The sequence below is a fragment of the Pseudomonas sp. T1.Ur genome (assembly GCF_023516725.1).
Classification (GTDB): Bacteria; Pseudomonadota; Gammaproteobacteria; order Pseudomonadales; family Pseudomonadaceae; genus Aquipseudomonas; species Aquipseudomonas alvandae.
In genome coordinates this window covers 2,360,534-2,386,203 of record NZ_JAMGSN010000001.1, presented here as the reverse complement: position 1 = coordinate 2,386,203, position 25,670 = coordinate 2,360,534, and the positions used below count along the sequence as shown (strand labels likewise).

The window sequence follows — 25,670 nt, the reverse complement described above, 5'->3', positions numbered from 1 at the left end:
TTGCTTGGGACTGTGCTGATTTCGTCATCACCGACGGATAAATCCATCAAGCCGCCAGCCCCGGCGCGCGCCACGCTTGTGTCCACTCATCTGAATGGACGTGGCGCCATGAAACGCATCACCGTGATCGACTCCCACACCGGCGGCGAACCGACCCGACTGGTGACCGATGGCTTTCCCGACCTGGGCCAGGGCAGCATGGCCGAGCGCAGGCAGCGCCTGGCCGAGCAGCACGATGCCTGGCGCACCGCGTGCGTGTTGGAACCCCGCGGCAGCGATGTGCTGGTGGGTGCGTTGCTGTGCGAACCGGTGGATCCGGCCGCCTGTGCCGGAGTGATTTTCTTCAACAACAGCGGCTACCTGGGCATGTGCGGCCACGGCACCATCGGCCTGGTCGCTTCGTTGGCCCATCTGGGCCGGATCGGCCCCGGCGTGCACAGCATCGAGACGCCGGTGGGCACGGTGCAGGCGACGTTGCATGAGGACCGCTCGGTCAGCGTGCGCAACGTGCCGGCCTATCGTTATCGCCAAGCCCTGCGCCTCGATGTGCCGGGCATCGGGCCGGTGACTGGCGATGTGGCGTGGGGCGGCAATTGGTTCTTCCTGATCGCCGACCACGGCCAGCGTGTGGCCGGCGACAACCTCGACGCACTCACCGCCTACACCTTTGCCGTGCAACAGGCCTTGGAATATCAGGGCTTTCGCGGCGAGGACGGCGGGCTGATCGATCATATCGAGCTGTTCGCCGACGATCCCCAGGCCGACAGCCGCAATTTCGTGCTCTGCCCTGGCAAGGCCTACGACCGTTCTCCCTGCGGCACCGGCACCAGCGCCAAACTGGCCTGCCTGGCGGCCGACGGCAAACTGCAACCCGGACAGATCTGGCGCCAGGCCAGTGTCATCGGCAGCGAATTCGAAGGGTCGTACGAGCGTTCGGGCGAGCGCATCGTGCCGACCATTCGTGGCCGGGCCTACATCAGCGCTGAAAGCACATTGATTATCGAGCCGGACGACCCCTTCGCCTGGGGCATCCGTCCGTGAGCGAAGGCCATGTCGCAGACGTGATCGTCATTGGCGCCGGCATCATCGGCGCGGCCTGCGCCCGAAGCCTGGCCCAGCGCGGTTTGCAGGTGCTGGTACTGGACGCTGGCTGGCACGGTGCAACGGCGGCCGGCATGGGCCACCTGCTGGTGCTTGATGACAACCCGGCGGAGCTGGCCTTGAGTCAATATTCCCTGCGACGCTGGCGAGAGTTGGCGCCTGCGCTGCCCGATGCTTGTGCCTGGCGCAACAACGGCACTTTATGGCTGGCAGCCAATGCCGAGGAAATGGCCGTCGCCCACGGCAAATACCTGAACCTGATGGCCCATGGCGAGGCCTGTGAACTGATTGGCCGCGCCACCTTGCAACAGCGCGAACCGGAACTGCGGGCGGGCCTGGAAGGTGGGTTGCTGATCAAGGGCGACGGCATTCTCTACGCCCCCGCCGCCGCCCGCTGGATGCTCGATCACGCCAATATCAGCCAGCAGCGCGCCGAGGCCAGCGCAGTGGACGGCCACCGTGTGCGCCTCGCCGACGGACGTTGGCTCAGCGCCGAAGCCGTCGTGCTTGCCAACGGCATCCAGGCCACCGAGCTGTGCCCGGAATTGCCGATCGAGCCCAAGAAGGGCCATCTGTTGATCACCGATCGCTACCCCGCCACCGTCACTCACACCCTGGTTGAGCTGGGTTATGTCACCAGCGCCCACAACGCCAGCGGCCCGTCGGTGGCGTGCAACATCCAGCCGCGCCCGACCGGACAACTGTTCATCGGCGCTTCGCGGCAGTTCGGCAACGTCGATCCCGAGGTGGAAGGCTGGATGCTGGCGAAGATGCTCAAACGCGCCGTTGACTACATGCCGGGTCTCGCGCACCTCAATGGCATCCGCGCCTGGACCGGTTTCCGCGCGGCGAGCCCCGACGGCTTGCCGCTGGTAGGGCAACACCCGCAGCGCAAAGGCCTGTGGCTTGCGGTGGGCCATGAAGGGCTCGGCGTCACGACCGCACCGGCCACCGCAGACCTGCTGGTTGCCCAGCTCTTCAACGAAACCGCGCCGCTGGCCGCTCAACCTTACCTGCCGCAGCGATTCTTGGGAGAACCGGCCCATGCCTGAAGCCCGACACAGGTGCGCGAGGCTCTGTAGGAGCTGGCGAAGGCTCGGGCCGCGTTCGGACGATCTGTTGATCTTTCGCTAAAAACCTCAGTTTTCAGGAAAAAGATCGCAGCCTCGCTCCGCTCGACAGCTCCTACAGGCCCGGCGCGAGCTTGCTTCCTCGCCACAGGTTTCGAGTGTGCTCAAGATATTCGCGTATCCAAAGAGGATTGGCCCCATGCCTGACGTGTTCCTGGATGGCCGCCTGCTGTCATTCCCTAACGGCACCACCGTTGCAGCCGCGTTAGCGTTGGGCGCTGACGGCTGCAGCCGAACCTCGGTGACCGGCCAGCGGCGCGCGCCTTTGTGCGGCCTGGGTATCTGCCAGGAATGCCGGGTGATGATCGACGGCCGCCGGCGCCTGGCCTGCCAGACCTTGTGCCGCGACGGCATGCACGTGGACACCCGACCATGACCGAGTTTGCCGACATCCTTATCATCGGCGCCGGGCCCGCCGGCATGGCTGCGGCCCTGGCCGCAGCGAGCAGCGGCGCACGCATCGTGCTGCTGGACGACAATCCGAACCCTGGCGGACAGATCTGGCGCGATGGACCCCACGCCCACTTGCCGGCCGAGGTGCGACACATGCGAGAGCGCTTGCGCGCCTGCGCCAACGTGCACTGCCACGCAGAGACCCGGGTCATTGCGATCGCCGGCGACAAGACCTTGCTGGTGGAAAATGCCGAGCAGGGTTGGCTGATCGCTTATGACCGCCTGATCCTGTGCACCGGCGCCCGGGAATTGCTGCTGCCCTTCCCCGGCTGGACGCTGCCCGGTGTTACCGGTGCCGGCGGCTTGCAAGCATTGATCAAGGGCGGCCTGCCGGTGAGCAACGAGCGACTGGTGATTGCCGGCAGCGGCCCACTGTTGTTGGCGAGCGCAGCCACGGCAAGACGTCACGGGGCCCAAGTGCTGCGGATCGCCGAGCAGGCCAGCCGCGGCGCAGTTGCCGGATTCGCTGCGCAACTGCCCCGCTGGCCGGGCAAGTTATGGCAGTCATTCGGCCTGTTCGATGCTCACTACCGCACCGGCAGCCATGTGCTCGAAGCCCTGGGACGGGACACGCTCGAAGGCGTGCGTCTGCGGCAACAAGGCAAGACGGTGGAGTTGGCCTGCGACCGTTTGGCCTGTGGTTTCGGGCTGATTCCCAATACCCGGCTGGGCCAGGCGCTGGGGTGCGCGCTCGACGGACAGGCGCTTGCGGTTGATGAACGCCAGGCCACCACGCGGGACGACCATTACGCTGCGGGCGAATGCACCGGTTTTGGCGGCAGCGAACTGGCCTTGGTAGAAGGTGCCATCGCCGGCTACGCCGCTGTCGGCAAAAGCGCTGCCGCCCAGCAACTGTGGCCGCGCCGCGCACGCTGGCAGGGTTTCGCCCGGGCATTGAACAAGGCGTTTGCCCTGGATGGCCGTTTGAAAAGCTTGGCGCGGAGCGATACGTTGGTCTGTCGCTGTGAGGATGTTCCTTACGGCGATGTGGCCGGCCACGGAAACTGGCGCGAAGCCAAACTGGCCAGCCGCTGCGGCATGGGGGCCTGCCAGGGCCGGGTGTGCGGTGCCGCCCTGGAATACATTTTCGGCTGGACACCGCCCATACCTCGTCCGCCCTTCGGCCCGGCGCGAATCGAAACCTTGCTGAACCTGGAAGAAGCCCCGCCCACCTGAACCCACTCAGACTCTTCTGTGGGAGCGAGCTTGCTCGCGAATACGTCGGCACATCTGGTATTGATGCAAGCTGACCCACCGCTTTCGCGAGCAAGCTCGCTCCCACAGGGATTTGAGGCGGACTTTTGAATGTTGCAGGCACCGCAGGACCCATGTGGGAGCGAGCCTGCTCGCGATGGCGGCGTGACAGACAGCACATTTTCGACTGACACTGCGCCGTAGCTCCCACAATAAAAGACGACGCCGGCCATGCACCCCTCGCTCACATCCCTAACCCCCTGCGACATGGACACCCTGCTACGCAGCCTGCAAGCCATCGCGCCGTTGCTCGATACCCTCTCGGACACCGTGTTTTTCATCAAGGACAACCAAGCCCGCTACGCCTTCGTCAACCAGAGCCTCGCCCGGCGTTGCGGCTTCAAGCACTGCGATGACCTTGTGGGCCTCACCGCCGAGCAGGTATTCCCCGAACGCTTCGGGCCGCTGTACACCGAACAGGATCGACGCCTGCTCGCCAGCGGACGGGAGCTGGCCGACCAGCTCGAATTGCACCTTTATTACGGCAACCAGCCGGTGTGGTGCCTGACCCACAAGCTCGCCTTGCGCGAGCCCTCGGGCCGGATCGTTGGCCTGGCCGGGATCTCCCGTGATTTGCAATCGCCACAAGCCAGCCATCCGGCCTTTCAGAAACTGGCGGCGGTGGATGCGCATATCAAGCTGCACTTCGCCCGTTCCATCAGCCTGGCGGAACTCACCGCCATTGCCGGCTTGTCGGTCGCGCAATTGGAGCGACACTGCAAGCGCATCTTCCAGCTCACGCCCCGCCAGATGATTCACAAGGCGCGCCTGGAGGAAGCCTCGCGACTGTTACTGGAGCAGGATTTACCCATCACCGAAATTGCCCTGCGCTGCGGCTACACCGATCACAGTGCGTTCAGCCGTCAGTTCCGCGCGCTGACGAGCCTTTCCCCCAGCCAGTACCGAGAAAACCAGCGCTGACGTTGTTCCTTTACAGGGCAGCCTCCCACTCACTGCTCCCATCTGTAACACCGTCATTCAGCCCCGCTCGCCTGGCACCACGGGCGCAGGTCCAACAATTGCCCACTTATCAAAGCCTTACCTGAAACCGAGCTGGCAGCATAAAACAGGCACGTCGATTGCTTATCTAATATCGTATACGAAATCCTCAATACGATATCTCACCGCATTTATTCGACAGCGAGGCCTTTATGAAAAACCGTGCATTAGCCGCAGCCCTCAGCGTTGTCCTTTTCCCCCTGATTGCCCTTCCCGCCCATGCCGACAAACTCGACGACATCATCGGCTCGGGCAAGCTGCGTTGCGCCGTCACACTGGATTTTCCGCCGATGGGCTTTCGTGATGAAAGCAACAAGCCGGCAGGATTCGACGTGGATTATTGCAATGACCTGGCAAAAGTCCTTGGCGTAGACGCCGAAGTGGTCGAAACGCCGTTCTCCGATCGAATCCCGGCGCTGATTTCAGGCCGCGCCGATGTCATCGTCGCTTCCACGTCCGACACCCTGGAGCGGGCCAAGACCGTCGGCCTGACCGTGCCCTACTTCGCCTTCCAGATGGTGGTGCTGACCCGCGACGACACCGGCATCAACAGCTACGCCGACCTCAAGGGCAAGAAACTCGGTAACACCAGCAGTACCTACGAAGCGATCGCCCTGGAGAAGGACCAGAAGAGTTGGGGCAGCGGCAGTTTCCGCGCCTACCAATCCCAGAACGATACGCTTCTGGCCGTGGCACAAGGACACATCGATGCCACCGTGGTCACCAACACCGTGGCCGCCGCCACCATCAAGTCGGGCAAGTACAAGGGGCTGAAAATCGCCGGTAATGCGCCTTACGTCATCGACTACGTGTCCCTCGGCGCCAAGCGCAGCGAGTATGGCCTCATCAACTACCTCAACCTGTTCGTCAACCAGCAAGTGCGCACCGGTCGCTACAACGAGCTGTTCGTCAAATGGGTCGGCACGGAAATCCCGCCGGCCAACCTGACCGTACCCCAGGTCTATTACTGAGGAGCCCGGCATGCCAAGCACGCCTATCTGCTTGCAAGGTCGCATCCTGGTGGAGGGTGCCGCCCAGGGCACCCTGCTGTTCGCCGACGTTGGCCTGAGCTTTTGGGGCGGAGTCGATCCGGCCTCGGGCGAAGTCATCGATCGCCATCACCCCCTCAGCGGCCAGCGCCTTTCGGGTCGGGTGTTGGCGATTCCCAGTGGACGCGGTTCCTGCACCGGCAGCAGCGTGCTGATGGAGCTCATCAGCAACGGCCATGCGCCAGCCGCCCTGGTGCTGGCGGAGGCCGATGAAATCCTTGTCCTGGGTGTGCGGGTGGCCGAGGTGATCTTCCAGCGTTCGCTGCCGGTGTTATGCATTGGCCGCGAGGCGTTCGAGGGTTTGCGGGGGCAAGGATTCGCGCGCATCGAGGGAAGTTGCCTGACGTTGTCCGGGCGCCGACCCAATGACCGATGGTACGGGGCGGATATCGCCTCGCAACCGTTCACGCCCTCCTCCGTCCGCTTGAACGAGCGGGACCAGGCGTTGCTCGATGGCGCGCACGGCAAGGCTGCGCAAGTGGCAATGGGAATCGTCCTGCGCATGGCCGAGATCCAAGGCGCCGATGAACTGCTGGACATCACCCAGGCGCACATCGACGGCTGCATCTATACCGGTCCGGCCAGCCTGCGCTTTGCCGAACAGTTGGTGCAATGGGGCGCGAAAGTGAGCGTGCCCACGACGCTCAATTCGATTTCCGTGGACCAACGCCGCTGGCGCGAACTGGGTGTCGACCCGGCATTGGGCGAACCGGCCAGCGCCTTGGGCGACGCCTACATGGCCATGGGCGCGCAGTTGAGCTTCACCTGCGCGCCCTACTTGTTGGAGACCGCACCCGCCGTCGGCGAACAAATCGTCTGGGCCGAATCCAACGCAGTGGTCTACGCCAACAGCGTGCTCGGTGCCCGCACGCAGAAGTACCCGGATTTTCTCGACATCTGCATCGCCCTGTGTGGCCGCGCGCCGTTGGCCGGCTGTCATCTCGACGATCAGCGCAAGGCCGGGCTGATCGTCGAAGTCCCCAGGCTCGATTCAATGGATGACAGCTTCTACCCGCTGTTGGGCTATCACATCGGCAGCCTGGCGGGCCGCCGCATCCCGCTGGTTCGGGGGCTGGAAAACGCCGCCCCTACCCTCGATGACCTGAAAGCGTTTGGCGCCGCGTTCGCCACCACCAGCGCGGCGCCGCTGTTCCACATCGCCGGGGTGACGCCAGAGGCCATGGACCCGGCCGGGGTGCTGGATCGCGACGCCGTGTTACCCACGGAAACCGTCGACATGGCGGGACTGCTCGCCAGCTGGCGCGAGCTCAACAGCGCCCGGCACAGGCACGTGGACGTGGTGTCCCTGGGCAATCCGCATTTTTCCCTCAGCGAATTCGCCGCCCTGGCACGCCTGTGTGCGGGGCGGATCAAACACCCCGACGTGGTTCTCGCGATCACCTGCGGTCGGGCCGTGCTGGAGCAGGCGCGCCAGGCCGGTCACCTGGAAGCGATCCAGGCCTACGGCGCAACGCTGGTCACCGACACTTGCTGGTGCATGCTGGGCGAACCGGTGATCCCGCCGGCCGCCACCACCTTGATGACCAACTCCGGCAAATACGCGCACTACGCACCGGGCCTGGTGGGTCGTGGCGTGCATTTCGCCAGTTTGGCCGAGTGCGTCGAGGCCGCCTGCACCGCCACGGCCAGCGGCGAGCCGCCGCAATGGCTGCAACCCTCCGCCCCTAAAGGGAACCCGAGCCATGTTTGACTACAGTTTCCAATGGCGCCCGGCGTTGCGCGCCCTGCCCGATATGCTCACCGGCGCCTGGGTCACCTTCGAAACCGCCGCACTGTCGATGATCTTCGGCGTGCTGATCGCCCTGGTCCTGACGGTGATGCGCCAGGCGCGTCATCCGTTGCTGCGGGGTGTCGGCAACGGCTGGGTCTCGATCGCCCGCAACACGCCGTCGTTGTTCCAGATCTACATCCTCTACTTCGGCCTCGGCTCCCTCGGGCTGCACGTCAGCTCGTGGTTCGCCCTGCTGGCAGGAATCACCTTCAACAACGCCGGCTACCTGGCGGAGAACTTTCGCGGCGGCCTCAAGGCCGTGCCGGGCACGCAGATGCGCGCCGCTCGCTCCCTGGGCATGAGCGCGTTCCAGGCCTACCGGATGATCATCGTCCCGCAACTGCTGCGCATCGTTTTCTACCCGCTGACCAACCAGATGGTCTGGGCGGTGCTGATGACGTCCCTGGGCGTGGTGGTCGGCCTGAACAACGACCTCACCGGGGTGACGCAGGAATACAACGTCAAGACGTTCCGCACCTTCGAATACTTCGCCCTCGCGGCGGTGCTCTATTACCTGATCGCCAAGCTGATCGTCGGGCTGGCCCGACTGTTGTCCTGGCGCTTGTTTCGTTATTGAGGAGGGCTGGTCATGTTTTCCACAAGCCTTACCGTCAACGACCTGTTGTATCTGCTCGACGGTGCCTGGGTCACGGTGCAGTTGACCGCCTGGTCGATCCTGCTCGGCACCCTCGCCGGCTTGCTGTTCGGCCTGTTGCGGGCGCTGTTGCCCCGGGTGAGCTTGCCGCTCGCCTGGGTGCTGGATGCGTTTCGCAGCGTGCCGCTGCTGATCCAGTTCGTGCTGTTCAATTCCTTGAAGAGCATCGTCGGCCTGGACCTCAGTGCCTTTGCGGTCGGTTGCATCGTGCTGGGGGTCTACGCCGCCGCGTATTTCACCGAGATTGTCCGGGGTGGCGTGCTGGCGGTGCCGCTGAGCACCCGCCGAGCCAGCCGGTCCTTGGGGCTGAGCTATCTGCAGGACCTGCGTTTCATCGTCCTGCCGATTGCCACCCGCGTCGCTTTTCCCGGTTGGCTGAACCTGGTCCTGGGCGTCATGAAGGACACCGCGCTGGTGATGTGGATCGGCATCGTCGAGCTGCTGCGGGCTTCGCAAACCATCGTCACGCGTATTCAGGAACCCCTGCTGGTGCTGTGCATCGCGGGCCTCATCTACTACGTCATGAGCCTGGTGGTCGCCCGCCTCGGCGCTCGCCTGGAAAGAAGGTGGCAGGAAAATGATTGAGATCGAAAACGTGCACAAATCCTTCGGCAACCTCGAAGTGGTCAAGGGCGTCAGCCTGACGGTGGACAAGGGCGAGGTCGTGTCGATCATCGGCGGCTCCGGTTCCGGTAAATCGACCCTGCTGATGTGCATCAACGGCCTGGAGCCGATCCAGAAAGGCAGCATCCGCGTGGACGGCGTGGAAGTCCACGACAGCGCCACCGACCTCAACCGGCTGCGGCAGAAGATCGGCATCGTCTTCCAGCAATGGAACGCCTTCCCCCACCTGACCGTGCTGGAAAACGTCATGCTCGCGCCGCGCAAGGTATTGGGCAAGAGCAAGCAGGACGCCGAGGCGCTGGCGGTCAGGCAGCTCGAGCATGTGGGCCTGGGGGACAAGCTCAAGGCCTTCCCCGGCAAACTCTCCGGCGGACAGCAGCAGCGCATGGCGATCGCCCGCGCCCTGGCGATGTCGCCGGACTACATGTTGTTCGACGAAGCCACTTCGGCCCTCGACCCGCAACTGGTCGGTGAGGTGTTGGACACCATGCGCATGCTCGCCGAAGACGGCATGACCATGGTCCTGGTGACCCACGAGATCCGCTTCGCCCGGGACGTGTCCGACCGGGTGGCGTTCTTCTGCAACGGCCGGGTGCATGAAATCGGGCCGCCGGACCAGGTGCTCGGTAATCCGGTGCAGCCGGAGACGGCGGCGTTCCTGAAATCGGTGAAATAGCGGATGGCCTCATCGCGAGCAAGCTCGCTCCCACACTGGTTTTGTGTAGGCCTCAATGACCTGCCAGTCACCAAAGAACCCTGTGGGAGCGAGCTTGCTCGCGATGAGGCCCGACTAGACAACACAAGGATTTGACCCATGCGCTCATCCAGAATCATCCATGTAGTCAGCTGCCACGCCGAAGGCGAGGTCGGCGATGTCATCGTCGGAGGCGTCGCCCCGCCTCCCGGCGCCACGGTCTGGGAACAATCACGCTGGATCGCCCAGGACCAGACCCTGCGCAACTTCGTCCTCAACGAACCCCGTGGCGGGGTGTTCCGTCACGTCAACCTGCTGGTGCCGGCCAAGGACCCGCGGGCACAGATGGCCTGGATCATCATGGAGCCCGCCGACACCCCGCCGATGTCCGGCTCCAACTCGCTGTGCGTCGCCACCGTGCTGCTGGACAGCGGCATCCTGCCGATGACCGAACCCCAGACGCGCTTGATATTGGAGGCACCGGGCGGCTTGATCGAAGCCGTCGCCGACTGCCGCGACGGCAAGGTACAACGGGTCGAGATCAAGAACGTACCGTCGTTTGCCGACCGCCTCGATGCCTGGATCGAAGTCGAGGGCCTGGGCTCGCTGCAAGTGGACACCGCCTATGGTGGCGACAGTTTTGTCATCGTCGATGCCCTGCGCCTGGGTTTCGCCATCCGCCCGGACGAAGCCGCCGACCTGGTGGCCGTGGGACTGAAAATCACCCGGGCCGCCAATGAACAACTGGGTTTCGTACACCCATTGAATCCCGACTGGTCGCACATCTCGTTCTGCCAGGTCGCCGCGCCCATTGAGCGGGAAAACGGCGTCGCCACCGGAGCCAATGCCGTCGTCATCCAGCCCGGCAAGATCGACCGTTCGCCCACCGGCACCGGTTGCTCGGCTCGCATGGCGGTGCTGCACGCCAAGGGCCTGATGCAGGTGGGCGAGCGCTTTGTCGGCCGCTCGATCATCGGCTCCGAATTCCACTGCCGGATCGACTCACTGACCGACGTGGCCGGCCGCCCGGCGATCTACCCGTGCATCGCCGGACGGGCTTGGATCACCGGCACGCATCAGTTGCTGCTCGACCCGGCCGATCCATGGCCCCAGGGCTATCGGCTCTCGGATACCTGGCCCGGCGCATGACTTCCAGATTCACCCAAAACCGTAGGAGCTGCCGAGCGTAGCGAGGCTGCGATCCTTTGATCCTGGGATTCAAGCGTCTGGGGAAGATCGCAGCCTCGCTTCGCTCGGCAGCGCCTACAGGGCCCATCGGGAGCGAGCTCCCTCGCCACAAAAGCAACCACCTCTATCCGTATACGAAATACCAAAAGGAGACACCCATGAGCAAACGCATCAACTGGAGCGGCGTATTCCCCGCCGTCACTACTCAATTCAACGATGACTTTTCCATCAACCTGGAAAAAACCCATCAGGTCATTTCCAACGTCATTCGCGATGGCGTGTCCGGCCTGGTGGTCTGCGGCTCGGTGGGGGAAAACACGTCCCTGAGCGCCGAGGAAAAAATTGCCGTGACCGAAGTCGCGGTGGACGCCTCCCGGGGCCGGGTGCCGGTGATTTGCGGCGTGGCCGAGTTCACCAGCGTGCAGGCAGCCAAGGTCGCCAACGCCGTGCGCAAGGTCGGTGTCGACGGGGTGATGCTGATGCCGGCGCTGGTCTACGGCTCCAAGCCGTTCGAGACGGCCGAGCATTTCCGCTACGTGGCCCGGCATGCCGACGTGCCGCTGATGGTCTACAACAACCCGCCGATCTACAAGAACGACGTCACCCCGGACATTCTCATCTCGCTGGCCGACTGCGACAACGTGGTGTGCTTCAAGGATTCGTCCGGCGACACCCGCCGCTTCATCGACGTGCGCAATGAAGTCGGCGATCGCTTCGTGCTGTTCGCCGGTCTCGACGACGTGGTACTGGAAAGCCTCGCCGTAGGCGCCGAAGGTTGGGTGTCGGGCATGTCCAACGTGTTCCCCAAGGAAGGCGAAACCATTTTCCGCCTGGCCCGCGCCGGACGCTTCGCCGAAGCCATGCCGATCTACGAATGGCTGATGCCGATCCTGCACCTCGACGCCCGTGCCGACCTGGTGCAGTGCATCAAGCTGTGCGAAGCCATCGCCGGCCGCGGCAGCGCCCTCACCCGCCCACCACGCCTGGCCCTGCCGGAAGAAGACCGGGTGTATGTGGAGCAGATCATGGCCAAGGCGCTGGCCAACCGGCCGATGCTGCCGGATGTGGGGCTTTAAGCCCGGGCGCAGAGACTCGGGCATGTGAGAAACCCTGTGGGAGCGAGCTTGCTCGCGATAGCGGTTGTCCAGCTTGCATCCCTATTGGATGTCCCGACGCTATCGCGAGCAAGCTCGCTCCCACAAGGAATTGGGTGCGAACGCCTGACCAACCGACCAGCAACACGGCGCCATGGCCAGTCTTTGCTACGCTTCCCCCCGGCGAAACGACGCGCACGGGAGGCGTCCCATGAATTATTTCCTGGCCCAGGCCCTGAACAACCAATGGGCCAACCACAGGCTGCTGGACGCCTGCGCGCAGCTGAATACGGTGGAATACGAGGCCTACCGCACCAGCTTTTTTCCCTCCATCCAGGCCACGCTCTGCCATATCCTCGAAGTCGATCGTTATTACCTCACCGCCCTGGAAGGTGACGTGGCGGGTCAGGAACAGGATTTTTCCGCGACGCTGGCGTTCGCCCAACTCAGGGAAAGCCAGGACCGAGCCGACCGGCAACTGGCGGCATTCTGCGAAAACCTGAGACACGAGGATCTCGCCCGTGCCGTTGATCTGGTGCGCGCCGACGGCAGGGTTCGCGAACGGATCGACCGCTTGCTGCTGCACCTGTTCGAGCACCAGATCCATCACCGTGGCCAGGTCCACACCATGCTCAGCGCCACCCACGTCGACCCGCCACAGCTCGACGAGTTTTTTCTTGATTGCGACCGACCGTTCCGTCGACAAGAGGAACAGCGGCTGCAACTCGATGAAACCCGCGTCTGGCGGGACTATCGAGCCGACTGAAAAATCAAAAAAATGCGATGGTCGCGGTCGACCATCGCCAAATCGCCCACCTCAGGCGCCCTCAGATCCGTGCGGGTGACACGATGATTTTCACGTTGTGTTCCTTGTTGTTCACCAACTCCTCGAAGCCTTGGCCGACGATCTCTTCCAACTGGATGCGCCCGGTCACCAGCGGCGAGATGTCCAGGCGCCCGTCGGCGATGAAGGCAATCACGTCGGCGAACTCACCGTTGTAGGCCAGCGCGCCAAGCACTTGCTTCTCGGTGGATACCAGCTCGAAGAAGTTGAATTCGCTGGGCTCCTCGAAGATGCCCACCAACACGCATTTGCCGGCCTTGCGGATCAGGTCGATGGCGAACTTGGCGGTGTGCTTGTTGCCGATGCATTCGAAACTGACATCGGCGCCCAGGCCACCGGTGAGGCGCCGAACCTCGGCCAGGGCGTCACATTCGTTCGGATCGAGCACGTGGCTGGCCCCGACTTCCAGGGCCTTGGCCTTGCGGGCGCCGGACATCTCCAGAGCAATGACCTGGGCAGCGCCGGCGGCCTTGGCGCACATGATCGTGCACAGGCCGATGGTCCCGGCGCCCACCACCACGACGTTCTGGCCCAGCAGGCTGCCGGCCTTTTTCACCGCGTGCATGCCCACCGCCAGCGGCTCGATCAACGCGCCAGCCTCGGCGGGGAAATTGGCTGGCAGTTTGTACAGCAGGTTCGCCGGGACGTTGACCAATTCGGCGAACGCGCCGTTGTTCATCAGCCCGGTAAAGGCCAGGTTCTCGCAGATGTTGTAAAGCCCGTGGGTGCAGTAATAGCAGGTGCCGCAATGCTGGCAGGCATCGGCGGCCACCGGCTCGCCGACGCTGAAGCCTTCGACGCCAGCCCCCAGTTCGACGATTTCGCCGCAGAACTCATGGCCAAGGATGCACTGCCCCTTGATCCCGGTCAGCGGGTGCGGCGCGTCCACCGGGATGAACACCGGCCCGGCCACGTATTCGTGCAGGTCGGAGCCGCAGATGCCGCACCATTGCACGCGGATCTGCACCCAACCGGCGGGGGGAGATACCGGCAGCGGCACGTCTTCGACGCGGATGTCGTTGCGGCCGTGCCAGACGGCGGCGCGCATGCTGCGGGTCGGCTTGATTGAAACGTTCATAGCGTTGCCTCCAGATATTTTTGTAGGGCGACGATTCAATCGCCGCCCGCTGGGTCAGTGCTGTCCGATGAATTCAAGGATCAATCGATTGACCTGTTCGGCCGCTTCCATCTGCACCATGTGGCCCTGGCCCGGCAGCACTTCGACCTGGGCACTCAACCCTTCGGCGTGGGCCGCCGGGATGATCGCGTCGTCGCTGCCCCAGATGACCAGGGTCGGGACGTGACCGGCCTGCACGACTTCGCGCAGGTCCGCCTGCTGGCGGCCGTCCTTGAACAGGCTCCCTGCCAGTTCGCGCAGGGCCGTGTCCACGCCTTCCAGGCGCTTGTACTTGAGCATGTCGTCGAGCATCTGCCGGTTGACCAGCTCGGCATTCGAGAACAGTTGCACCAGCTGCGGCTTGAGCGCGTTGCGGTTGGCCGCGTCGACGAAGCCTTGCAGGTAGCTGCCGTTGATCTCGGCACCGAGGCCGGCGCTGCCGATCAAGGTCAGGGAACGCAACCGCTGCGGCATCAGGCGCGCGGCATTCAGCGACACGGCCCCGCCCATGGAATGCCCCACCAGATGGGCCGCGTTGATGTCCAGGTGATCGAGCAACGCCAGTACCACACCGCTAAGCTCGTCCAGATCCCCGCGTTGCAAGGCTTTCGAAGATTCGCCGTGGCCCGGCAGGTCCAGGGCGATGACCCGACGCCCGGCTGCCAAGGCTTCATGGTTGAACAGCCAGTTATTCAAGTCGCCGCCAAAACCGTGCACCAACACCAGCGGCGTGCCGCCCTCGCCGCGCTCGAAATAGCGAATCACCCGGCCGTCCACCTCGACTTTCTGCGGTTTCGGGCCGCTGTCTTCATCCGCCGCGTCGCCGGGCACGAAGTTGGATTGGAACTGCTCGATGACCGCGTCGATCTCGGCGTCGCTGGCCTCGCCTTCGACGACGATGCCGAGCAAGGCGCCGACCGGCAGGGTTTCATCCTGGCGAGCCACCTGCCGGCGCAACACGCCGGAAAATGGCGCTTCGACGCTGCTGGAGATCTTGTCGGTCTCGACGTCCATCACCTCATTACCCTTGGTGATGGCCTGGCCCTCCTCCTTGAGCCAGGCGTCGACCCGGCCCTCGGTCATCGACAGGCCCCACTTGGGCATGGTCAGGGTAAAAATCTGGCTCATCAGTGCTTGCTCCACTCGATCACGTTGAGCACGGCTTGTTCGATTTTGGCCGCGTCAGGGATGTACAGGTCTTCCAGGGAATCGGAGAACGGCACCGGCGTGTGCGGCGCGGTGACCATTTCGATCGGTGCCTTGAGCGCGCCGAAGGCCTTTTGCGCCACCAGCGCCGAGATGTCGGTCGCCATGGAGCAGCGCGGGTTGGCCTCGTCGATCACCACCAGGCGTCCGGTCTTCTCGATACTTTCCAGGATGCTGTCCTCGTCCAGCGGGCTGGTGGTGCGCAGGTCGATCACCTCGCAGTCGATGCCGCGCCCGGCCAGGTTGCGCGCCGCGTCCATCGCCGTATTGACCAGTCGCCCGTAGGACACCAGGGTCACGTCCTTGCCGTCGCGCAGGAAGTTGGCCTCGCCGAACGGCACGGTGTAGAGCTCTTCCGGCACCTCGCCCTGCATGCTGTAGAGCAATTTGTGCTCGCAGAAGATCACCGGGTCGTTGTCGCGGATCGCCTGGATCAGCAGGCCCTTGGCGTCATACGGCGACGACGGGCAGACCACTTTCAGGCCCGGAATGTGCGTCCACAACGAGGTGAGCATCTGTGAATGCTGGGCCGCAGCGCGCAGGCCAGCGCCGACCATGGTGCGGATGACCAGGGGCGTGGACGCCTTGCCGCCGAACATGTAGCGGAATTTCGCCGCCTGGTTGAGGATCTGGTCCAGGCAGCAGCCGGCGAAGTCGACGAACATCAGTTCGCACACCGGCCGCACGCCGCAGGTGGCGGCGCCGACCGCCGCGCCGACATAACCGATTTCCGACAACGGCGTGTCCAGCACGCGCCCCGGGAATTGATCGTAAAGTCCCTTGGTGACGCCGAGCACGCCGCCCCAGGCATCGTTTTCTCCGGGTGCGCCGGCACCACCGGCCACGTCTTCACCCATGATGAACACGCTGGAGTCGCGACGCATTTCCTGGGCCAGGGCTTCGTTGATTGCCTGCTGATAGCTGATTTTTCTCGCCATGATGGGATTCTCTCTTGTTGTTTTATAGAGGGGCGTTCAGGGATAGCTGACGTAGACATCGGTCAGCAGGTCGGACGCCGCCGGCTTGGGATCGGACTTGGCCTTGTACACGGCGTTTTCGATCAGCATCTCCACCTCCTTGTCGATCTGGTCCAACTGCTCGACGGTGAGCAGCCCGGCCCGGGTCGTGCGGTCGCGGAACTGCATCAGGCAGTCCTGGTTTTCGCGGAAATGCTTGACCTCGTCCGGTGCCCGATAGGTCTGGGCATCGCCCTCGAAGTGGCCGTAGTAGCGGGTCAGCTTGACCTCGATCAGCGACGGGCCTTCCCCGGCACGGGCGCGTTCAACGGCGGCCCCGGCGGCTTCATGCACGGCAAAGAAGTCAAAGCCGTCGACGGTCACGCCGGGCATGCCGAAGCCGGCGGCGCGGTCGGCGATGTGGTCGCAGGCCACCGACCAATTGGAGGCAGTGGCCTCCGCGTAGCCGTTGTTTTCCGCGATGAACAGGCACGGCAGGTTCCACACCGAGGCCATGTTCATGGCTTCGAACACCGCGCCCTCGTTGGAGCCGCCGTCGCCGAAAAACACCACGGCGACGCTGTCGGTGCCCTTGAGCCGCGCCGCGAGGGCAGCGCCGACCACCAGTGGCGCACCGGCGCCGACGATGCCGTTGGCGCCGAGCATGCCTTTCTCGAAATCGGCGATGTGCATCGAGCCGCCCTTGCCTTGGCAGACCCCGGTTTTCTTGCCGTAGATCTCGGCCATCATCCCGTAGACGTCCACGCCCTTGGCGATGCAATGACCGTGGCCACGGTGGTTGGAGGCGATGCAATCATCGTCCCCGAGGTGGGCCATGACGCCGGCGGCCGAGGCTTCTTCGCCGGCATACAAATGGACGAAACCGGGAATCTCGCCGGTGGCGAACTCCACGTGCAGGCGCTCTTCGAAGGCGCGGATGGTGCGCATGACCTGATAGGCGTGCAGCAATTGATCATGGGTGAGCGATGTCGACATTTTTATTCTCCAGGCGTGTCTTCTTGAAGGTTCAAGGGGTGTTGCGGGTGCTCGCGGCCGATGGCCAACAAGCGTTGTTGCGCGGCGTAGGTGAGCACCGCGTTGACGTCGATGCTCAGCGGGCCGCCGGCATCGAGGGTGACCGTGGGCCGGTCATGGACGTTGAATTCGATTTCCCGCTCGCCGTCCAGGGCCAAGGTGCCGGCGGACAGCGACAAACCATGGGCGACGCCGGGTTCCAAGGGGCCGGCGGCGAGCACGCCGCAGCCTTGCAGCAAGCCCGGTGCGAGCGGCACCAACAGCGCCTCGGGGGATTGCGGGTCCAGGCGCATCCAGGCACCGCCCGGCGCCTGGCGTGACACCGGGAACCACAAGCCGCACAGCGCCGACAGACCAATGGACTGCGGCTCTGCGAACGTCACGAAGACTTCGGCCAAGTCCTGCGCCCGGCTGATCGCCCTCGCGCCGACAAAGCGCAGCGGCGACACGGCGACGTCCACCAGGGCGACCTCGCGCAAGCCACGCTCGGCATCGCAGACCAGCAAGCGTTTGTTGCGGCGCAAACCGATCTCGCCTGGAACTCGCCCGCTGGCGTACAACCCACCGGCCAGCCCGGCGCTGGTGGCCTCGCGCAGTTCGGGAAAGGCATTGTTGGTGCCGGTGGAAAGGGTCAGCAGAGGAATGTCGCCAACCTCAGCCGCCACGGCTTTGTGGGTGCCGTCGCCGCCGAGCACGGCGATCAACGCCACCTCGCGCTCGGCCATCAGCCGCGCGGCGCGGCGGGTGTCTTCGACGGTCTGGCGCAGGGTCAGGTCGAGAAATTCCAGGGCCGGCCAGTGGCTGCTGCGGGCCTGGCGGCTGTGGCTGTTCTTCAGCACGGCGGCGGCCATGCCGATCATGTCGGTGGGCATCAGCACGTGTTCGATGCCGGTGGCGCCGAACGCAGCCAGCAGGCGCTGGATCACCGAGACCTTGTCGGTACTGGAGAATAATCCGGCATTGGCGGTCAGGCGCCGCACGTCGCGGCCCGACGCAGGGTTGGCAATGATGCCGACGGTGAGTGGACGGCGGCTCATGGCGCCACCGTGGCGGGAACGGTCAACGGGCTTGACGGGCAAGTCATAGGCACCTCTTTTTATTATTGGAAGCCCAACGGGATGGGTCCAAGGCCTAGAGCAAGGCCGGTGCCAATTGCTGAAGATCCGGCGCAAAGCCGCGAGACAGAGCGCTCGCGGTGTTGCATTGGAAGGGTTGCCTACGAGTCCCATGAGACGCCGCATGCCAGCCTGCACGGCCCGATGGCGAGACGCTGAGACGTCGCGTCTCATCCCCAGGCCTGCGCTCCGTCGGGCTTGTCTGCGCCCGGCGATCAGCGCTTAATGTGCCGACAACGACAAGAAGCTGAACCGGAGGCCTCTATGCTTTCCGCTCACTCCCGGGCGCATGTGGATTGCGTCAGCCGCGTGCTGAAGAACGCCGCTCAACTGCCGCAATTGCCCGTGCCGGACCTGATCCTCGACTCCTGGCGCCGCTCCATGGAGCAACATCACCTGGACCCCGGCTCCCTGCAGGGCCCGCGGATCCTGTCCCACGACGTGCTCAAGCAATGCCGCGAGCGCTCGGAACTGTTTCTCAATATCGCCAGCGACGAAGTGGCGCGCCTGCATGGCCGGGTGCGCGATGCCGACTATTGCGTGCTGCTGACCGATGCCCAGGGCCAGACCATCGACTACCGGGTGGAAACCACCCTTCGCAATGACTGCCGCAAGGCCGGGCTGTACCTGGGTACGTGTTGGTCGGAAGGTGAAGAAGGCACTTGCGGCGTGGCGGCAGTGCTCACGGCCAAGACGGCGGTGACGGTGCACAAGCGCGACCACTTTCGCGCAGCGTTCATCGGCCTGACCTGCTCCGCCGCGCCGGTCTTCGATCCCCGAGGGGAATTGCTCGGCGTGCTGGACGTCTCGGCGGTGCGATCGCCGGATGATCGCCGCTCCCAGCACCTGATCCGGCAGATGGTGGTGCAGAGCGCCCGGGAGATCGAACAGGCGTTTTTCATGAGCAGCGCCCAGGGTTACTGGGTGCTGCGGGCCCATCGCAACGCGGGGTACGTCGACAGCCAGCCGGATTTCCTGCTGGCCTGGGACGACGATGGCTGCCTGCAAGCCCTGAACCCGGCGGCACGCCAGTTCTTGATGCAGCGTTACGGCCAACTGCCTCAACACATCAGCCAAGTCTTCGACGCCCAACTGCTGCACCGCGCCCGTGACGAAAGCCTCTATCCGCTCGATGTCGATTTGCACGGCCGCTTGAGCGCGCCACGGCGCCGGGCCACGCCTCGCCAGCGCGCCGCGATGACGCCGACCGAACTCGATCCACGCCTCGCCGACAGCCTGACCCTGGCGGTACGGGTCAAGGATCGCAACCTGCCGGTGCTGATCCAGGGCGAGACCGGCTCCGGCAAGGAAGTCTTCGCCCGCCAGTTGCACCAGGCCAGCCAGCGCCGCGACCGACCTTTCGTGGCCTTGAACTGCGCGGCCATACCGGAAAGCCTGATCGAGAGCGAGTTGTTCGGTTATGTGGCCGGTGCCTTTACCGGCGCCTCGGCCAAGGGTATGCAGGGCCTGTTGCAGCAGGCCGATGGCGGCACGCTGTTCCTCGACGAAATCGGTGACATGCCGCTGGCCTTGCAAACCCGCCTGTTGCGGGTGCTGGCCGAAGGCGAAGTGGCGCCGTTGGGGGCCTCACGGCGCAAGGCCGTGGACATCCAGGTGATCTGCGCGACCCACCGCGACCTGGAGGCGCTGGTGGCGGCCGGCGAGTTTCGCGAGGATTTGTATTTCCGCCTCGGCGGCGCCCGTTTCCAACTGCCACCCCTGCGCGAACGAACGGATCGGCTGGCGTTGATCAATCGCATCCTGGAGGAAGAATCGACGTTGTGCGGCGGTGCGGTGCAACTGAGCGGCGCGGCGCTGGAATGCCTGCTCGGTTATCACTGGCCGGGCAATGTCCGCCAGTTGCGGCATGTGCTGCGCTATGCCTGTGCGGTCTGCGAGGCGAGCGTGATCCAGCTCAGCCATTTGCCCGAGTCATTGCACAGCACCCATGATGCCGATGATGGGCCGGAGCCCAGCGCCAGCCCTGAACGCCAGGCGTTGCTGGACGCCCTGGTGCGCCATCGTTGGAAACCCACCCCGGCGGCGCGGGCCCTGGGTATTTCCCGGGCGACGCTGTATCGACGGGTGCATCAGCATGGGATCGAGATGCCTGGCAGGCGTCCGGGCTGAAGGCTTAGCGTCGCGCCAGCTCATGGCGCACGCATTGCTCGTAGTAGGTCTGCTTGACCGCCACCGGCTTTAGCCGCGAAGTGCTGTTGTAGGTCTGTTCGGTAATGCCCAGCGCGGTCATGCGCATCCAGGGCCGGGGAAACTTGCGCACCTGCAACTTCTTGCGTGCCCCGTACAGGCTGACCCCGGACAGCTTCGACGCCTGGGCGCCCGCCGCGATGTCCGAACCCCAGCGACACACCGACTGCTGGTTGGCCGTCAGCGCCCTGGCTTGGGCTTCAAGCGAAACGGCGGCCATGAGCATGGCCGCCGCGATCCAGATAGAAACACGCATAGGTTTGTCGTCCAACTTTCTGAAATGAAAGGAGTTTGACGTCAGTTTGAAAAGCAAGGGGCCAGCATTCACGTGCCGTTCATCACCTTGCTCACTAACCTAGAAACGCTTGCATAAATATGCATTAACTTAATGATAGATAAAGTTTTTATTGAGACCCGCGGTCTGTAGGAGCTGGCGAAGCCTGCGATCTTTTGATCTTTTGATCTTTTGATCTTTTGATCTTTTGATCTTTCGCTTGAGATACGAGTGTCTGGAAAAAGATCGCAGCTTCGTTTCACTCAGCAGCTCCTACGCAGCTCCTACACAGCTCCTACACAGCTCCTACGCAGCTCCACACGCAGCTCCTACGCGCAGCTGCGACACAGTGCCTGCGCAGTTTCCTCGCCACAGGTTATTGGCCAGCCTTTGCCTCCTGCAGCAATTGCTGGATCACTTGCTCCTGCTCGCCATACCGCCCTTCGCCGAAATGGCTATAGCGCACCTGCCCCTTGGCATCGATGAAGTAATGGGCCGGCCAGTACTGGTTGTTGAAGGCGCGCCAGATTGCATATTGGTTATCGATGGCCACCGGGTACTGGATGTCCAGCTTGCGTACCTGCTCGCGCACGTTGTCGATGATCTTCTCGTAGCCGTATTCCGGGGTGTGGACGCCGATGACCACCAGCCCGTCCTTCGCATATTTCTTCGCCCACTCGTTCACGTACGGCAGCGTGTGCTGGCAGTTGATGCAGTCGTAGGTCCAGAAATCCACCAGCACCACCTTGCCCCGCAACGACTCGCTGCTCAGCGGCGGCGAGTTGAGCCATTGCACCGCGCCGTCCAGCGCCGGCATGGCGCCTTGGGATTCGAGCGTTGGCATCGTGCTCGCGCCAGCCTTGCTCACCACGTAGTCGATGGCCTTGGGCACGTTCTCCAGCAGGCTTTTTTCCAGGCTGGCCGACTGTTGCGATGACGTCGCGGCCAGTAACCGGTCATCCGCCCCGGTGCCGATTGCCACGGCGGCCAACAGCACCAGCGCCCCAGTGGCGCGGCGCAGCCAGGCGGTGATCGGCAGCGAGAGTTTCAACTGGCCGACCAAGCCGCGGCCGGCCAGGATCAAGGTTCCCAGCGACAAGGCACTGCCCAGGCCATAAGCGAGCAACAACAGGCTGGTCTGGGCGCTGGCACCTTGCAGCATGGCCCCGGTCAGGATCACGCCAAGGACAGGGCCGGCGCACGGCGCCCAAAGCAACCCGGTGGCAACACCGATCAACACCGACGCCACAGGCCCGGCCATCCGCCCGGCACCGGCGTCAAGACGATTGCCCAGGCTGACCAGTGGCCGCGCCAGCCAAGTGCCCACCCGGCTGAACATCAGCGACAAGGCAAACAGCACCATCACCACCAGGGCGACTTGTCGTCCGGCAACGCTGGCACGCAGCACCCATTCGCTGCTGACCACAGCCAGGCTGGACACGGCGGCGAAGGTCAACACCATGCCACCCAGCGTCAGCAACACCGAGCGCCGCGATTGATTGGCCCGGGCGAACAGGAACGGCACCACGGGAAGAATACAAGGGCTGAGGATCGTCAGGATCCCGCCGAGAAATGCGATCAGAAGCATGGCAACACCTCAAATTAAAGACTGGCCAAGAACCCGTGGCGAGGAAGCTAGCTCCCGCTGGGCGTGTAAGAACTGCGTAAGAGCTGTGTAGGAACTGCGTAGGAGCTGTGTAGGAGCTGCCGAGTGAAACGAGGCTGCGATCTTTCCCCAACCCCTTGAATCTCAAGCGAAAGATCAAAAGATCAAAAGATCAAAAGATCAAAAGATCAAAAGATCGCAGGCTTCGCCAGCTCCTACACCCCTACAGCCCCAACGGGAGCAAGCTCCCTCGCCACGAGAGAAGGTCAATTCTGGTTGGTGCAGTTATCTGAAAACTTGCGATAGTCCAGTTCCTGCTCATGCCCCGTCGAATCCAGATAGGTCATGCGGGCGTTCACCACGCCGCAGGCCGGTTGCGGGTCTTCGCTCAGGGACAGCACCTTGCGCACATCCAGGTGGGTGCCATAGCTGTAGGTGTGCGGCTGGATGTTGCTTTCGGCCCGGGCCGACAGGGTGCAGATGTTCAACGCGGCGAACAGGCAGGCGGCGTAGATGGCTTTGGTGTTCATGGCGGTGTCCTCGATTCAATGGATGTTTGTTCAGAGGCCGGTCGTGTTGCCTCGATGGATGCCATTGAATGCCCCCCAGGTATCGCGCCTGTATCGAGCCGGGGGCCTTTTTGCATCGCTGTGTATCCGCCGCGCGCCAGATACACTGCAATACAAACCGTCCCAGGCCAGGCCGGCTGCTGGCTGTAGACTCACCCACAACAAAACGCCAAGGGGCAGAACACCATGGATCATGTCGATCATGTGTTAATCGTGGATGACGATCGCGAGATCAGGGAACTGGTAGGCAACTACCTGAAAAAGAACGGCCTGCGCACCACCGTCGTGGCGGATGGCCGGCAAATGCGCGCCTTCCTGGACACCACCCCAGTGGACTTGATCGTGCTGGACATCATGATGCCCGGCGACGATGGCCTGGTGTTGTGCCGGGAATTGCGCGCCGGCAAGCACAAGGCCACGCCGGTCTTGATGCTGACCGCTCGCAACGACGAGACCGACCGCATCATCGGCCTGGAGATGGGCGCGGACGATTACCTGGTCAAGCCCTTCGCCGCCCGCGAACTGCTGGCCCGGATCAACGCCGTGCTGCGGCGCACGCGGATGTTGCCACCCAACCTGGTGGTCACCGAGAGCGGGCGCCTGCTGGCGTTTGGCCGCTGGCGGCTGGACACCACGGCCCGGCATCTGCTGGACAGCGACGGCACCATGGTGGCCCTGAGCGGCGCCGAGTACCGGTTGTTGCGGGTATTCCTCGACCATCCGCAGCGGGTGCTCAACCGCGACCAGTTGCTGAACCTGACCCAGGGCCGTGACGCCGACCTGTTCGACCGCTCCATCGACTTGCTGGTCAGTCGCCTGCGCCAGCGCCTGTTGGACGATGCTCGCGAACCGGCGTACATCAAGACCGTGCGCAGCGAAGGCTATGTGTTCTCGCTGCCGGTGGAGATCCTCGAGGCCTCGGTATGAGTTTGCCGCTGCGTTGGCCGCGCACCCTCGCCTCGCGCCTGTCGCTGATCTTCTTGATCGGCCTGGTTCTGGCCCAGGGCTTGTCGTTCGGCGTCCAGTACTACGAACGCTACGAAAGCGCCAAGAACACGATGCTGGGCAACCTTGAGACCGACGTCTCGACATCGGTGGCGATCCTTGATCGCCTGCCTGCCGCGGAGCGCCCCGCGTGGCTGCCAAAGCTGGCGCGGCGCAACTACGGCTACGTGCTCGACGAAGGCCAGCCCGGCACGCCGATGCTTCCCGACAACGCGCCGATATCGGTCAGCTCGCTCCAGGAAGCACTGGGCGAATCCTATGCGCTGACCTTCAACCAGATCCCAGGTCCCAAGATGCACTTCCAGGCGCACCTGCGCCTGAAGGACGGCAACCCGCTGACCATCGACGTGCGCCCGGCCATGGCGCCGCTTTCACCTTGGCTGCCGATGGTCTTGCTCGGGCAACTGGCGCTGTTGATCGGCTGCACCTGGCTGGCCGTGCGCATCGCCGTCAGCCCCCTCACGCGGCTGGCCCAAGCGGTGGAAACCCTGGACCCCAACGCCCACGGCGTACGCCTGGACGAAAAAGGCCCGACCGAAGTGGTGCACGCGGCCAAGGCCTTCAACGCCATGCAGGACCGCATCGCCGCCTATCTGAAGGAACGCATGCACCTGTTGGCCGCGATTTCCCATGATTTGCAGACACCCATCACCCGCATGAAGCTGCGGGCCGAGTTCATGGACGATGGCATCGAGAAGGACAAGCTTTACAGCGACCTGGGCGAGATGGAGCACTTGGTGCGTGAAGGCGTGGCCTACGCCCGCAGCATCCACGGCGCCACCGAAGCCAGTTGCCGGATCAGCCTGGATGCGTTCCTTGACAGCCTGGTGTTCGACTATCAGGACACTGGGCAGGATGTGCAACTGTCCGGCAAGAACGCCGCCGTCATCGACACCCGTCCCCATGCGTTGCGTCGGGTGCTGGTCAACCTGGTGGACAACGCCTTGAAGTTCGGCGGCGCGGCGCAGATCCAGGTCCAGCCCGCCGCCAACGGGCAATTGGCGATCCAGGTATTGGACCGAGGCCCCGGCATCAGCGAGCCGGAACTGGCCGAAGTGCTCAAGCCGTTCTACCGGGTGGAGAGCTCGCGCAACCGGGAAACCGGCGGCACGGGCCTCGGCCTGGCGATCGCCCAGCAGCTGGCGAGTGCCATGGGTGGGTCACTGACCCTGAGCAATCGTGACGGTGGCGGGTTGTGCGCTGAATTGCGCTTGGGTTGCGATACTTCCGCCTGAAGCCCACTGAATTCCTTATGGGCATCCCTTGTGGGAGCGAGCCTGCTCGCAAGACGGCAGCAGGTTCTACCTGGATGTCGCCTGTCACACCGCTATCGCGAGCAAGCTCGCTCCCACGGGGTTTTGCGGTGTATTCCGATTTCGTGGGCACTTGGAACCTGTGTGGGAGCGAGCCTGCTCGCGAAGACGGCAGCAGGTTCTACATGGATGTTGCCTGATACACCGCTATCGCGAGCAAGCTCGCTCCCACGGGGTTTTGCGGTGTATTCCGACTTCGTGGGCGCTTGGAGCCTGTGTGGGAGCGAGCTTGCTCGCGAAGACGGCAGCACGTTCTACATGGATGTTGCCTGATACACCGCTTTCGCGAGCAAGCTCGCTCCCACGGCTTTTGCGGTGTATTCCGACTTCGTGGGCGCTTGGAGCCTGTGTGGGAGCGAGCCTGCTCGCGAAGACGGCAGCAAGTTCTA

Annotated in this window: 24 protein-coding genes; 16 read left to right on the top strand and 8 right to left on the bottom strand. The window is 63.9% G+C overall.

Translation table 11 applies throughout. The annotated features are described in order from the left end of the window. Positions 1-108: 108 nt before the first annotated feature. The 13 genes from M8Q45_RS10775 to M8Q45_RS10715 all read left to right on the top strand — a co-directional run bounded on the left by M8Q45_RS10775 (position 109) and on the right by M8Q45_RS10715 (position 12,799). The gene (locus tag M8Q45_RS10775; RefSeq protein ID WP_249874712.1) at positions 109-1,041 is read left to right on the top strand and encodes a 4-hydroxyproline epimerase; all 933 of its coding nucleotides are present in this window, start codon (positions 109-111) and stop codon (positions 1,039-1,041) included. After that, positions 1,038-2,153, top strand: a complete 1,116-nt coding sequence (locus tag M8Q45_RS10770; protein WP_249874711.1) for an NAD(P)/FAD-dependent oxidoreductase — start codon at positions 1,038-1,040, stop codon at positions 2,151-2,153. The genes M8Q45_RS10775 and M8Q45_RS10770 overlap by 4 nt, the downstream gene beginning before the upstream one ends. Positions 2,154-2,370: 217 nt before the next feature. After that, positions 2,371-2,607: a 2Fe-2S iron-sulfur cluster-binding protein gene (locus M8Q45_RS10765; RefSeq protein WP_249874710.1), complete on the top strand. Its 237-nt coding sequence runs from the start codon at positions 2,371-2,373 to the stop codon at positions 2,605-2,607. Further along, complete coding sequence (locus M8Q45_RS10760) at positions 2,604-3,860, top strand: NAD(P)/FAD-dependent oxidoreductase (protein WP_249874709.1); 1,257 nt, start codon at positions 2,604-2,606, stop codon at positions 3,858-3,860. Before M8Q45_RS10765 ends, M8Q45_RS10760 begins: the two co-directional genes overlap by 4 nt. A 249-nt stretch (positions 3,861-4,109) precedes the next feature. Then, the gene (locus M8Q45_RS10755; RefSeq protein ID WP_249874708.1) at positions 4,110-4,859 is read left to right on the top strand and encodes an AraC family transcriptional regulator; all 750 of its coding nucleotides are present in this window, start codon (positions 4,110-4,112) and stop codon (positions 4,857-4,859) included. 230 nt (positions 4,860-5,089) lie between these two features. After that, positions 5,090-5,908: an ABC transporter substrate-binding protein gene (locus M8Q45_RS10750; protein ID WP_181288382.1), complete on the top strand. Its 819-nt coding sequence runs from the start codon at positions 5,090-5,092 to the stop codon at positions 5,906-5,908. A gap of 10 nt (positions 5,909-5,918) precedes the next feature. Continuing rightward, positions 5,919-7,697 (top strand): cis-3-hydroxy-L-proline dehydratase, encoded by a 1,779-nt coding sequence (gene lhpI / locus M8Q45_RS10745; RefSeq protein ID WP_249874707.1) that lies wholly within the window; start codon positions 5,919-5,921, stop codon positions 7,695-7,697. Beyond that, entirely contained in the window at positions 7,690-8,355 is a 666-nt protein-coding gene (locus tag M8Q45_RS10740) for an amino acid ABC transporter permease (RefSeq protein ID WP_249874706.1), read from the top strand. The genes lhpI and M8Q45_RS10740 overlap by 8 nt, the downstream gene beginning before the upstream one ends. Before the next feature lie 12 nt (positions 8,356-8,367). Then, positions 8,368-9,018: an amino acid ABC transporter permease gene (locus M8Q45_RS10735; protein WP_249874705.1), complete on the top strand. Its 651-nt coding sequence runs from the start codon at positions 8,368-8,370 to the stop codon at positions 9,016-9,018. Then, positions 9,011-9,733 carry an amino acid ABC transporter ATP-binding protein gene (locus M8Q45_RS10730; RefSeq protein WP_249874704.1) on the top strand — a complete coding sequence of 241 codons (723 nt, stop codon included), beginning with the start codon at positions 9,011-9,013 and terminating at the stop codon, positions 9,731-9,733. Before M8Q45_RS10735 ends, M8Q45_RS10730 begins: the two co-directional genes overlap by 8 nt. Positions 9,734-9,871: 138 nt before the next feature. Beyond that, positions 9,872-10,900: a trans-3-hydroxy-L-proline dehydratase gene (locus M8Q45_RS10725; protein ID WP_249874703.1), complete on the top strand. Its 1,029-nt coding sequence runs from the start codon at positions 9,872-9,874 to the stop codon at positions 10,898-10,900. A 197-nt stretch (positions 10,901-11,097) separates the two neighbouring features. Next, the gene (locus M8Q45_RS10720) at positions 11,098-12,015 is read left to right on the top strand and encodes a dihydrodipicolinate synthase family protein (RefSeq protein WP_249874702.1); all 918 of its coding nucleotides are present in this window, start codon (positions 11,098-11,100) and stop codon (positions 12,013-12,015) included. Between the two features lie 229 nt (positions 12,016-12,244). Then, positions 12,245-12,799: a DinB family protein gene (locus M8Q45_RS10715; RefSeq protein ID WP_249874701.1), complete on the top strand. Its 555-nt coding sequence runs from the start codon at positions 12,245-12,247 to the stop codon at positions 12,797-12,799. A 61-nt stretch (positions 12,800-12,860) separates the two neighbouring features. On the opposite strand, the gene M8Q45_RS10710 is transcribed toward M8Q45_RS10715, so the two are convergent. The 5 genes from M8Q45_RS10710 to M8Q45_RS10690 form a co-directional block, all read right to left on the bottom strand. Next, complete coding sequence (locus tag M8Q45_RS10710) at positions 12,861-13,925, bottom strand: 2,3-butanediol dehydrogenase (RefSeq protein WP_249877307.1); 1,065 nt, start codon at positions 13,923-13,925, stop codon at positions 12,861-12,863. A gap of 84 nt (positions 13,926-14,009) precedes the next feature. Continuing rightward, a complete protein-coding gene (locus tag M8Q45_RS10705) occupies positions 14,010-15,122 on the bottom strand; it encodes an acetoin dehydrogenase dihydrolipoyllysine-residue acetyltransferase subunit (protein ID WP_249874700.1) in 1,113 nt (370 codons plus the stop codon). Further along, on the bottom strand, positions 15,122-16,138 hold the full coding sequence (locus M8Q45_RS10700; RefSeq protein WP_249874699.1) for an alpha-ketoacid dehydrogenase subunit beta: 1,017 nt from the start codon (positions 16,136-16,138) through the stop codon (positions 15,122-15,124). The genes M8Q45_RS10705 and M8Q45_RS10700 overlap by 1 nt, the downstream gene beginning before the upstream one ends. Before the next feature lie 36 nt (positions 16,139-16,174). Next, positions 16,175-17,152, bottom strand: a complete 978-nt coding sequence (locus tag M8Q45_RS10695) for a thiamine pyrophosphate-dependent dehydrogenase E1 component subunit alpha (RefSeq protein WP_030140715.1) — start codon at positions 17,150-17,152, stop codon at positions 16,175-16,177. Positions 17,153-17,154: 2 nt separating this feature from the next. Beyond that, complete coding sequence (locus M8Q45_RS10690; protein WP_249874698.1) at positions 17,155-18,228, bottom strand: ATP-NAD kinase family protein; 1,074 nt, start codon at positions 18,226-18,228, stop codon at positions 17,155-17,157. Between the two features lie 342 nt (positions 18,229-18,570). Between M8Q45_RS10690 and M8Q45_RS10685 the strand changes: the two genes are divergently transcribed. Continuing rightward, on the top strand, positions 18,571-20,436 hold the full coding sequence (locus tag M8Q45_RS10685) for a sigma-54-dependent Fis family transcriptional regulator (protein ID WP_249874697.1): 1,866 nt from the start codon (positions 18,571-18,573) through the stop codon (positions 20,434-20,436). A 4-nt stretch (positions 20,437-20,440) separates the two neighbouring features. On the opposite strand, the gene M8Q45_RS10680 is transcribed toward M8Q45_RS10685, so the two are convergent. The 3 genes from M8Q45_RS10680 to M8Q45_RS10670 form a co-directional block, all read right to left on the bottom strand. Further along, positions 20,441-20,734 (bottom strand): hypothetical protein, encoded by a 294-nt coding sequence (locus tag M8Q45_RS10680; protein WP_407683303.1) that lies wholly within the window; start codon positions 20,732-20,734, stop codon positions 20,441-20,443. Positions 20,735-21,164: 430 nt separating this feature from the next. Then, entirely contained in the window at positions 21,165-22,376 is a 1,212-nt protein-coding gene (locus tag M8Q45_RS10675; protein ID WP_249874696.1) for a cytochrome c biogenesis protein DipZ, read from the bottom strand. Between the two features lie 284 nt (positions 22,377-22,660). Then, a complete protein-coding gene (locus tag M8Q45_RS10670) occupies positions 22,661-22,924 on the bottom strand; it encodes a DUF2790 domain-containing protein (RefSeq protein ID WP_249874695.1) in 264 nt (87 codons plus the stop codon). Positions 22,925-23,149: 225 nt separating this feature from the next. On the opposite strand from M8Q45_RS10670, the gene M8Q45_RS10665 reads away from it, so the two are divergent. Together M8Q45_RS10665 and M8Q45_RS10660 are read left to right on the top strand one after the other, a co-directional pair. Continuing rightward, the gene (locus M8Q45_RS10665; protein ID WP_030140709.1) at positions 23,150-23,890 is read left to right on the top strand and encodes a response regulator; all 741 of its coding nucleotides are present in this window, start codon (positions 23,150-23,152) and stop codon (positions 23,888-23,890) included. After that, complete coding sequence (locus M8Q45_RS10660) at positions 23,887-25,203, top strand: ATP-binding protein (RefSeq protein WP_249874694.1); 1,317 nt, start codon at positions 23,887-23,889, stop codon at positions 25,201-25,203. The genes M8Q45_RS10665 and M8Q45_RS10660 overlap by 4 nt, the downstream gene beginning before the upstream one ends. Positions 25,204-25,670: the final 467 nt, after the last annotated feature.